8 protein-coding genes are annotated in these 11,407 nt (G+C 39.3%); 4 read left to right on the top strand and 4 right to left on the bottom strand.

Annotated elements, in window-relative coordinates; translation table 11 throughout:
• The first annotated feature begins 193 nt into the window (after positions 1 to 193).
• Entirely contained in the window at positions 194 to 952 is a 759-nt protein-coding gene (miaE, locus tag GLIP_RS03535; protein WP_008843195.1) for a tRNA isopentenyl-2-thiomethyl-A-37 hydroxylase MiaE, read from the top strand.
• A 30-nt stretch (positions 953 to 982) separates the two neighbouring features.
• Here the strand turns inward: miaE and GLIP_RS03540 are convergent, their stop codons facing one another.
• The 3 genes from GLIP_RS03540 to GLIP_RS03550 form a co-directional block, all read right to left on the bottom strand.
• A complete protein-coding gene (locus tag GLIP_RS03540; protein WP_008843196.1) occupies positions 983 to 2,407 on the bottom strand; it encodes a tetratricopeptide repeat protein in 1,425 nt (474 codons plus the stop codon).
• Positions 2,408 to 2,675: 268 nt separating this feature from the next.
• Entirely contained in the window at positions 2,676 to 3,632 is a 957-nt protein-coding gene (locus GLIP_RS03545) for a GGDEF domain-containing protein (RefSeq protein WP_008843197.1), read from the bottom strand.
• A gap of 345 nt (positions 3,633 to 3,977) precedes the next feature.
• Positions 3,978 to 4,880 carry a hydrogen peroxide-inducible genes activator gene (locus tag GLIP_RS03550; protein ID WP_008843198.1) on the bottom strand — a complete coding sequence of 301 codons (903 nt, stop codon included), beginning with the start codon at positions 4,878 to 4,880 and terminating at the stop codon, positions 3,978 to 3,980.
• A gap of 235 nt (positions 4,881 to 5,115) precedes the next feature.
• On the opposite strand from GLIP_RS03550, the gene ahpC reads away from it, so the two are divergent.
• The 3 genes from ahpC to GLIP_RS03565 all read left to right on the top strand — a co-directional run bounded on the left by ahpC (position 5,116) and on the right by GLIP_RS03565 (position 9,182).
• Positions 5,116 to 5,679, top strand: a complete 564-nt coding sequence (gene ahpC, locus GLIP_RS03555) for an alkyl hydroperoxide reductase subunit C (RefSeq protein ID WP_008843199.1) — start codon at positions 5,116 to 5,118, stop codon at positions 5,677 to 5,679.
• 97 nt (positions 5,680 to 5,776) lie between these two features.
• Positions 5,777 to 7,327 (top strand): alkyl hydroperoxide reductase subunit F, encoded by a 1,551-nt coding sequence (gene ahpF, locus GLIP_RS03560; RefSeq protein ID WP_008843200.1) that lies wholly within the window; start codon positions 5,777 to 5,779, stop codon positions 7,325 to 7,327.
• Between the two features lie 316 nt (positions 7,328 to 7,643).
• Positions 7,644 to 9,182: a methyl-accepting chemotaxis protein gene (locus GLIP_RS03565; RefSeq protein ID WP_008843202.1), complete on the top strand. Its 1,539-nt coding sequence runs from the start codon at positions 7,644 to 7,646 to the stop codon at positions 9,180 to 9,182.
• A gap of 54 nt (positions 9,183 to 9,236) precedes the next feature.
• Here the strand turns inward: GLIP_RS03565 and GLIP_RS03570 are convergent, their stop codons facing one another.
• Entirely contained in the window at positions 9,237 to 11,312 is a 2,076-nt protein-coding gene (locus GLIP_RS03570; protein WP_008843203.1) for a M13 family metallopeptidase, read from the bottom strand.
• Positions 11,313 to 11,407 lie beyond the last annotated feature (95 nt).

An 11,407-nucleotide genomic window follows, 5' to 3' on the forward strand; every position in this document is an offset into this window, starting at 1 on the left:
CCCAGAGTCTAGTTTGTGGCTGTCTATGTTAAAAAGAAAAGAGTGGCTGTCCATATTTAGAGAGAGCCTATATTAAAATTAGAAAACACCCGTTTTTAAATTAATCTTTTGTTTGAATAAGGTATAATTCTGGGCTGTAAAATTTCGGCTAGATGCTGTTTGTCACAGTATAAGAATTGAAGGTTAGGATAGTTTGGATAAGTTGTTAGAACCCATAAAACGCTTTTTGCAATGTGATACGCCGGATGCGTGGATATCTAAAGCAGTAAAGAAAGAAAATCTTCCGATGTTGCTTACAGATCATCTGATATGCGAGTTAAAAGCGGGGCAGACCGCTATGTGGCTCATAAAAAAATATGCCGCTGACAAACAAAGTGGACAAGCTTTACAAGAATGGTTTCAACCGTTTGAAAAGTATATTTATCGTAAAGAAGGCAATTTGGCATCTTTAAGTAAACATTCGAAATTACGAAAAACAATTGTACCGAAAAGCAACTCTCTATTTGGGCAAGATTTTATTGATAAAATGGTGTTATTAATTAAAGAGGAGTTGCATCACTTTTATCAAGTTTTGGAAATAATGCAAAGCCTTGGAATAGAGTATGAGAACATCACGGCTAGTCGCTATGCCAAAGGCATGATGCAACATTTACGTACTCACGAACCTGCCATTTTAGTAGATAAACTAATTTGCGGTGCCTACATTGAAGCTCGTTCATGCGAACGCTTTGCTAAACTAGCACCGTACTTAGATGAAGATCTGAGTAAGTTTTATGTGTCTTTGTTACGTTCTGAAGCTCGCCACTTTGAAGACTATTTGTCATTAGCACAACAAGTCGCAGGCGAAGATATAAGTCAACGAATAACGTATTTTGGTGAAATCGAAGCAGACTTAATCTCATCATTTGATAGTGATTTTAAATTTCACAGCGGTCATCCAATTACAGCCTGACTTATAGAGCAAACGAAAGTGTAGGTATTATCAGTCGACTATATAAACTTTGCCTGTTGTCCACAGCTTGTATTGATCTTCCCAATCAGATACATCCCAATTTAGCCTATTGCCTTTTGATATCGCTTTACGTATGTGTGATATGGCCTTAACCATGTCTCTGTTTTCACCGTGTAGATAAGATACAGCGACCAAATAATGAAACTCTGGGTTTTCTTGTTGGGTTGATTCGATATTATTTAAGTGTGCGATTGCTGATTTAAAATCATGCAAGGTTTTATCTTGTGCTAACAGCTTCAATTCTGCCGCTTTTAAGTTTGCGCCAGCATGATTTTTAGCCGCCGCCAACTCAAACCAAAAGAGTGATTTTTTTTCATTGGTAATAACCCAAGGACTAGTACGCAAAATAAAGGCTAATCGATACTGAGCCTCTGATAATCCATACAGACTAGCCAGCGATATCCATCTTATTGCTTGTTCAAGGTCGATTTGCTCTCGATATAAATACAAACCATATTCATATTGTGCTTTTATATAACCTTCTTCTGCGAGTGAGCGCAACAATTCGACCGCTTGCCCTTCTTTTTGCGGTAACCATTTAAGAAGAAGAAGCGTCCTCGCATATTGGAATCGGTCATTAATATCACTACTTTTAGATAATCGTTTGATTCTGCGCGTTAACCAATTATATAGTTCTTTATTATCTTCACGAACTCTATGCATATTATAATTGGCCACACCTAAATAAGAACGATTGACAAAACTCACAGGCTTACCATCGAATGTAGGGGTAGGTATGTTGGTAATCGACAAATCGTAAAGCGCTTGTGATACTCGGCCAAATGATTCTATGTTGTTCATGTTTCGAATAGAGCCATCTACCGCTATATCATAATCAACAACGGCAAGGTACGGGCGGTCAAACAGATTGGAGGAAGAAAAATCATCCGATGAATCTGCGCCAAATGTGTCGTCAATGTCATCTTCTGTAAACGAGTCATCAGAAAAATAATCACTAATATCTTCATCCACTAACTCATCGCTTAAATCCAATTGATTTTTATGTTTTCCTTCACTTCCAAATATAACTTTCTTGTTTTTATTATCATCTATCATTACAGGCAGATATTTTTGTTGAAACTGCTGCTTTCCATACTTTTTCTTGAAATCCGTAATTACCTGTAGCACTTTTTCTAATTGGTCGTCAGCAACGCTTTGAAGTAGTTGTGCTAGAACTTCTTCTGAGTCGTCTATTTGATATTCAGCCGCCAAAGAAAACCAAATCAATGCCCCAAGCAAGTTTGCTTCGGTGCCTTGGCCATTATAATGCATAGTACCCAATTGATAGTACGCGTGAGGATTACCTGCTTTTGCCTGCTTTGTGTATATTGAAAATGCTTGTTTGTAATTTTGTTGTTTATATAAATCATCCGCATTTGGCGTTTCTGATGCCATCGCTGGTTTTATATATAAAAATAGGAAAAAAATGCAAGTAAGAGTAAACCTAGACGGGGATTTAAGCTGAAACCATGTTCGCATTTTACGTTTACTCACGTTTAAGAAAGAGGAAAGTCAAATCAAGTGAAGCTAACCCAATAAAACATTTTTCCACTTAAAACCCGTATTTTTAAGTAGATGAAAAAGAGATTTGGCTGTTATGATAAACCAAAGTGATCAAGACATTTCTTATTAAAATGGAGTAGCAGTTTAATCGCTATCTCTCTTAATCCGCACAAACCACGCGATTTCTACCGGCATTTTTCGCCTTGTAAACAGCATCATCGGCTTGCTTAATAAATTGATGAATGTCTTGTTGCGGCAGCAGGTTTGCGACACCTATACTGCAGGTTAGCTCCCACTTTTGAACAAAAGTTAGTGAAGCAACGTTGATCCTGATGCGTTCGGCCAATTCATAAGCTTGCAGTTTGTCAGTTTGCGGCAATACAATTAAGAACTCTTCCCCACCATAGCGCCCCACATTATCTGTTGTTCGACAACTGTTAACTAGGGTCTCAGCTATTTTTACCAATATTTCATCGCCAACTTGGTGTCCGTAGGTATCATTTACCTGCTTAAAATAGTCCACATCAAGCATGAGAATAGAGCATTCAAGTTTATAACGATGACTACGTAGAAGTTCTTTTTCGAGGTCACAAAGAATTGCTCTGCGATTGCTAATTGAGGTTAATGGGTCTGTATTGGCTTGCACATGAAGCTCTCTTGTGCGTTCTTCAATTTTAGCTTCTAATGTTGCGTTGATTTCTTTTAGTTCATCCTGAGCTTTTAATAACTCCGCGTTGCGTTGCTCTAATAGTGCTGAACTAGGTACAGCTAATATTTTAGGTACTAATTTCCACAATACGAACGCAGTGGTAATCGATATAATGCCCGTTGTAAGTTTTGTTAGCCCTTCTAAATAATAATAGCCGTGCCAAATATTGATTAAACCCATTACGTGAGTTATGCCACAAAAGGCAATAAATCCTGCAAAAAGCAAAAAGATTTTATCAAACTTCAAGTCATCACGATGATGTACTAAGTGAATCAAAGCAATGGGTATCAAAGCATAGGATATGGCGGTAAGCGCGTCACCAGCGACATGCAAAAACAACAAGTCCCAGCGCCATAATAAACAATGGCCATGAGGCATAAAGCTGCCATTGAATAATACGTCAAGCATTAAGTTCTCCTTATTTTAATGCTGAAACTTATATAGTTGTTGTTTATACGCTTACCTTTCTTCAGCAGTTTCTTTAAGGCTACTTCTAATTCTACACGCTATTTATAATTAATCCTCTAAAACTTTATTTACCGCTGCGTGCAAACCTGATCTCCATAGTAATTGTCTTTGTAATTACATTCTTGATATTGCTTCTTAGGTACAAAGATGGTTTTGACATTGTTGATGATAGTTTTCATATTTTTCCTTAAATGTTTAAAGTCAAACAATCATGACCTAAAGAACCCATTTTTGAAATTTGCTTTAATCAAATTTTATATACCATTTTTTTGAAGATGCATAAGTCTATTTGCATTTTTCAGTTAGTTGCGCATTAAAAATATCTTTTAATATGGTTAATTCCGCAGTTCTAACATAGTTGGGGCGTATGATTAACGCGATGGTTCTATGCGGTCCGGGCTCATTTAAATGAATAGCATGTAGCTCTGATTGATTGTGTATTAGTTGATCTAATGCCATTTGCGGAACTAAGGTTGTACCTAGTTTACCCGCTACCATTTGCACTAAGGTATGCAAACTGGCTGAGTCAAAGTTTGATTGCTGGTTTTTATTTTGTAATCGACAAGCAGCCAACGCTTGATCTTTCAAGCAATGCCCGTCTTTTAATAACATTAACTTTTCAATTTCTAGTTCCTCACTAGTGATTTCATCCATTTGACTAGGACTTTCATCTTTATGGCTAACCCAATAAAAGTCTTCATCCCAAAATGGAAAACTCATTAAGCCTTCTATTGGATAGGGTAAAGCAAGAATAGCCGCATCTATTTCTCCATTTCTTACTAAATCGACTAGCACATGAGATTGTTCTTCGATTATCTGAAGTTTGAAGTCGGGATATTGTTTGCGAACCTCGGGTAAAACCTTAGGCAACATATATGGGCCAATAGTCGGAATAATTCCCAGTGTCATTGGTCTAGATAGTGGGGTTTTATTACTTTGAGCTAACTGTAGAAGCTCTTCCATTTCGATTTTTATACGCTTTGCTTTGGCTAGGATGATTTCTCCGTCGGCGGTAACTAACACTTGTTTGTTATTGCGTTCAAAAACCTGCAACCCAAGCTGTTTTTCCAATTCATTAATAGCCGTACTCAGTGCCGACTGAGAAACATTACATGCTTCAGCTGCTTTTTTAAAATGACGCGTTTTATCGATTGCAAGAGCATATTTAAGTTGCTTTAAAGAGACCATATTTGTTGTTCCATAAAATTGAACATAAATTAGAATTGATTCTACTAAAGTACATTATATCAGTAGATATCTTAAAAGACGCCATATTGATGATTCTAAAAAATAGAATATAGGTATAGATTTAATTAAATATATTAATACTAACTCTGAGCCTATTATGAATCCCGTAGAAAGCAAACGAGCTTTTTAAGCAAAACTTACATAAAGCTAAATATGACAAAAGAGGAAATAGAAAATGGCTCAGATCGGTAAAACAATCCCAGAATTTAAAGCACAAGCATTTCATAACGGTGAGTTTGTAGAAGTAACTTCAGAAAGCGTAAAAGGAAAATGGGGCATCTTCTTATTTTATCCTGCTGACTTCACATTTGTATGTCCAACTGAACTAGAAGATATGGCCACACATTACGAAGAGCTTCAAAAGCTTGGCGTTGAAGTTTATGCGGTTTCTACCGACACACACTTCTCACACAAAGCTTGGCACGATTCATCAGAAGCGATAGGGAAAATAAACTACCCAATGATTGGTGACCAAACTGGCACAATTACACGTGGATTTGATGTGATGATTGAAGAAGATCATATGGCGCACCGAGGCACTTTCTTGGTTGACCCAGACGGCGTGATTCAAGTAGCACATATACACGCAGGTGGTATTGGCCGTAGCGCAAAAGATATGGTTCGAAACGTTAAAGCAGCTCAATACGTGCGTGACAACGACGGTGAAGTATGTCCTGCAGCTTGGGAGCAAGGCCAAAAAACATTGACTCCTAGTTTGGATCTAGTAGGCAAAATCTAACTTTAGATTTAACCACTTATAACAGGCGGGAAAAGGGAGTTGTTACTTCCACCCGCCTTTTTTTCACCAGTTAATTTGCAGTATTAAAGGTAACACTATGTTAAGTAACGATATTTTAAACGCTTTAAAATCTTACACTGAAAATATGACTAACAGCGTGGCACTGGTTCTCCAAACTGGTGAGCATGAAAAACGTCAAGAATTAGTCGAATTTTTAACATCGTTGTGCTCAGTTTCAGACAATCTGACCTTGATTGAGCGCGATGATAACCAACGCAGTCCTATTAGCTTCTATTTAGAAGTCGAAGGCAAAAATAATGGTATTTCTTTCTCGGGAATTCCAAGTGGCCATGAGTTTAACTCGCTTATATTAGCGATTCTACAGTCGTCTGGTACCGCGCTTAAGTTAGATAAAACACTAAGTAACATGGTGCAGAAAATCAAAGACGATTTGCACTTTGAAGTGTTTATATCGTTAAGCTGCCATAACTGCCCTGACGTCGTTCAATCGTTAAACCAGTTTGCATTATTGAATGAAACTATCAATGCAGAAATGATTGACGGCGGTTTGTTTCCAGAAATCATCGAGCAAAGGAATATACAGGGTGTACCAAGCGTATATTTAAATGGCAAATTGTTTGCTAACGGCAAAATTGATACCGCGCAATTGGTCGACAAATTAATTCAACGCTACCCGTATATTGTTGGTGGTGACGAAAGTGAAGCACTGCCAATACAAGATGTCACTGTTATAGGTGGTGGACCAGCCGGTGTTTCAGCCGCTATTTACGCGGCACGAAAAGGTCTAAACGTGACTATGATTGCTGATCGTATAGGTGGTCAGGTAAAAGACACTGTGGGTATTGAAAACCTTATTTCTGTGCCAAAAACCACAGGAACCGAATTGACCGGTAATTTATTGGCGCATTTAAACGACTATGAAGTAACCATTAAAGAGTTCTTACGGGTCGATAAGATAGAAAAAGGCAAAACCAAAAAAGTGCATTTATCTAGTGGTGAAGTGATTGAAACGAAATCATTGATTGTCGCGACTGGGGCGAAATGGCGAGAGTTGGGTGTACCAGGTGAAAAAGAAAATATTGGTTCTGGTGTAGCCTATTGTCCTCACTGTGATGGACCTTTTTTCAAAGGGAAAGATGTCGCCGTAATTGGAGGTGGTAATTCTGGTATCGAAGCAGCACTCGATTTAGCTGGAATGGTCAACCATGTAACAGTGTTTGAGTTTTTGCCGGAACTCAAAGCCGATAAAGTGTTAGTGAAAAAAGCAGAGGCTAATAGCAAGATCACTATTATAAAGCACGCAGCGACAAAGCAGATTATTGCCGAAAATGGCAAAGTGGTCGCCCTTGAATATGAAGACCGAACGTCTGGCGAAGTTAAGCAACAATCGTTAGCAGGGGTGTTTGTGCAAATTGGACTGGTGCCCAACAGTGCTTTTTTAAACGATGTGGTTGAACTAAGCAAATTTGGTGAAGTGATTATTGATCAAAAGTGCGCTACATCTGAGCCGGGCATATTTGCCGCAGGTGACGTAACGACTGTGCCTTATAAACAAATCGTTATCGCCATGGGAGAAGGATCAAAAGCATCGCTTTCAGCCTTTGATTATCTAATCCGTGAAAGCTAATAATTGTTGATAAAAAACACTATTTAATCAAAGACAAGTATTTAATGCTTGTCTTTTTTTTATTACCCTTGGCAATTAAGTGCAGAAATTGTTGTTTTACTTCTTTTTTTGAAATATCCAAACGAGTGCTCACTTTGACTTCGCTGGATATTTTTCTTATTCGCGTTAAATCAAAATAAAACAGGGAAAATGTTTGAGAAATTAAAAATTCCTGCTTGTCTTAACACAGACGTGTTAAATCGTAATCCGTGTATTAGGATTAAATCAGCATATATGATGATGCCAGTGAAATATAATAGATAAAATGGAGAGCTATATGGGTAAACGCAATCAAAATCTTATCGACCAAGAAGTTACGTTTGCGCCAGATGAAGAGTTAGTGTCAGTGACAGACTTACGCGGTGTCGTTACCTATTCAAACGATAAATTTTGTGAAGTTGCAGGGTTTACCAGAGAGGAACTCGTTGGAAAAAATCACAATATAGTACGTCATCCTGACATGCCTAAAGCAGCATTCGCTGATCTATGGTCCAAGTTGAAGGCCAAACAAGCTTGGCGTGGAGCAGTGAAAAACCGCTGTAAGGACGGACGGTATTATTGGGTCGATGCGTACGTTACGCCTGTATATGAAGATGGAAACCTAACTGGGTTTCAATCAGTTCGCCGCTATTTAAAGCCTGAATACCGCAAGCGGGCTGAGGCCTTGTATAAGAAAATTAATAACGGCGAAAAAGCAGACAGTAAATGGTCATTGTCCATGTCGGTCAAACAGGGGATTTACTTGGCAGTAGCAATTGCCGCTTGTTTACTTACCATATTTGCTAGTCCATATTTTGCTTTGCTACTCATTGCGTTGCCTTATCTTATTTTTAAAGAAGAGCTATTTGGCCTACATCAGTATTTGAATAAATCTCAGCAAAAATACGATAGTGTCTCGCGATTTGTCTTTTCAGGTACAGGCGTTATTAGTATTGCTGATTTTCCAAGTAAGATGCATGAAGGGGCCATTCGTACCATTATTGGACGCGTGATTGATAGCTCAACTTCGCTTTATGATGTCGTCGTCGAATTAAAGAAAGCCGCAGAAAAAGCCACACTGGGAGTCGAAAAAGAAACCGCTGAAGTGTATCAAGTTTCAACCGCAATAGAAGAAATGGGCGCATCAATTCAAGAAGTTGCGAATAATGTCACTTTAACTTCCCAGAAAATTGAAGTCGCAAATCAAGGCTGTGAAAAAGCCACTAAGGCGATGACAGAAACGATGCAAAAAGTATCAAAATTGGCTGACGATGTTGAAAGTTCTGCCAATGCCTCTGGCCAGTTAGCTGAAGAAGCACAAAGAATTGGCAATGTGATGAGTGAAATTCAAGGAATCGCTGATCAAACGAATTTACTCGCGCTAAATGCGGCAATTGAAGCCGCACGAGCAGGTGAGCATGGAAGGGGCTTTGCGGTTGTAGCCGATGAAGTTAGGGCATTATCTAGTCGCACACACTCAGCGACTGAACAAATTCAAACCTCAATTAATGAAATTCAGTCGACGTTACTCACATGGGCTAAATCCATGAATGAAGGTAAAGATGCGGCAATTGAGTGTGTCGCAGACACTAGACAGTCAAGAGAGTTAATTGAAGGTGTGTATCAGCAAATATCGGAAATATCCGGATTGGCGTTTCAAATATCAACAGCAGCAGAGCAGCAAACTTTAGTATCTCAAGAAGTGAACAAAAGTATCTTAAATGTGAGCGCTGCGTCTCAAGAAAATCTTGAACAGGTCAATTTTGTGAAGGATGCGTCTAATGATATCAATGCAAAAGCAAAGGTTCTTGCATCGTTAGGATTAACGTTTGGGTGATGGGTTTAATTCAGCAGTAAGCCTGCTAAAAGGCTTACTGCTTTGTGATCTATCCTACCAAATTCGGACTCGTTGTTCAGGTGCCAAATAAAGCTTGTCATCAGGTTGGACGTCAAATGCTTTATACCAGGCATCATGGTTACGCGGGGCAACCGTTCTATATCGTGCAGGAGCGTGTGGATCAGACTTAAGTTGCGACATTAAGCTTTGCTCCGTGCGCTTTTCTCGCCACACTTGAGCCCAAGCTAAAAAGAAGCGCTGATCACCGGTAACTCCGTCAATCACAGGGGCTTCTTTACCATTTAGACTTAGTTTGTATGCGTGATAAGCCATTGCCAATCCGCCGACGTCACCGATGTTTTCACCCAACGTCAATCGACCATTAACAAAATTATCATCGATAGGCTCATAACCGTCATATTGTGCGGCCAAAGCATCTGTTCTGGCTTCAAAAGCGGCTCTATCTTCGTCGGTCCACCAATTTCGTTGAATACCATTTTCGTCCGATTTTGAGCCTTGGTCATCAAAACCATGACCCATTTCATGACCGATTACAGCACCAATTCCGCCGTAGTTCACCGCGGGATCAGCGTTGGGATCAAAAAACGGTGGTTGTAGAATTGCAGCTGGAAACACAATTTCATTAAAGGAACTATTGTAATAAGCATTTACACGTTGTGGTGACATTCCCCAACGTTCACGATCCGTTTTTTCCAGTTCTTTCGCAACACTTTCTGCTCGGAAAAATTTGCGAATACGCTGAACATTGCCAAGCAAGTCGTTTGACTTTATTTCCAAGCCATCGAAGCTTTGCCATTCATCTGGATAACCAATTTTGGGTCGGAAAGACGCAAGCTTCGCGTGGGCGTTTTTCTTTGTTTCTTCGCCCATCCACTCCAAGCTGTCGATGCGCTCTCCTAGCGCAGTACGTAGGTTTTCTACAAGTTCTGCCATTTGTTCTTTAGAACTGGCAGGGAAATGCTTTTCGACATAACTTTTGCCAATCGCAAACCCAAGCGATTGAGTTCCCGACATTTGAGCGATTGCTCGTTTCCAACGAGGGCGTGGCTCTTGCTGTCCATTCAAAATCTTGCCATAAAACTCAAAGTTTGCATTGAAAATATCGTCTGACAATAGCTCGGCTTGATTCGTGATCGTGTGGTAAGTTAAATAGTCTTTCCAGGTTGAAAGTGACTTACTATCGATTATTGCAATAACGTTTCTAATTGGTTCAGGTTGTGAGACGTTTAGGTGAGGGATAGCATAACCCGTTTCTGCGAAATAAGTATCCCAATCAAATCCTGGATATGTGCTTTTTAGTTCCTCTCGCGGTATTTGATTTAAGGTTAAATCACGATCACGACGCTTTTCACGCGGCCATTGAACTTCTGCAATTTTTGTTTCCAATGCTAAAATATTTTTGGCTTTGTCAGCGGCATTTTCTACCCCTGCAAAATTTAACATTTCTTCAATGTGTGCCACATAAGCTGCACGAATCTTAGTAAAACGCTCGGTATCTTCTAAATAATAAGCGCGATCAGGTAAGCCAATTCCACCTACACCAACTGTCAATTGATATTGATCAGGATTTAGTCGGTTGAACCACATTCCACCATTAATCGGGCTGGCTGAACCATCAACCCATGCGCGTCCGAATGCAGCAGTTAACTCGGTTTTATCTGAGATATTATTAATGCTGTCTAACACTGGAGATATAGGAGTTATACCTTTTTCATTCGCGCTTTGTGTATCCATATAAGCGCGATAAAAGTCTGCGACTAGTTGTTCTTCAGGAGTTAAATTTGTACCGTTTGCAATATCGTCAATTATTGTTTTGATTTGCTTTTCGCTGCGTTCTGCAAGCTTGGTAAACGCACCATAACGTACTTTGTCGCTTGGAATAACAAAATTGTCATACCAAGTGCCGCCGGCGTATCGGAAAAAATCATCTCCGGGCTTTACGCTTTCATCTCTGGCATCTAACTCAATACCAAAGCTACCTAATTCAGCTTTTGCCGCTTGTGTTTCAATCGTGGTTGTTTCTTGTTTTGCGCTTGGTTCTGAAGGTTGGTTACAGGCGTTTAATACGAAAACGCTAGTGATACTAATTGCTAAAAGTGTTTTTTTCATGGATCCTCTATCTGTCGTTTCCCAGTGCTAACGTTAAAACGTGAAGCAAGTTGAAACGCGTTAGTCAAACTTCAGATTTTGCATCTTCGTTCAAC

Origin of the sequence: Aliiglaciecola lipolytica E3, from assembly GCF_000314975.1 — a bacterium.
In the GTDB taxonomy this organism is placed as follows: Bacteria; Pseudomonadota; Gammaproteobacteria; order Enterobacterales; family Alteromonadaceae; genus Aliiglaciecola; species Aliiglaciecola lipolytica.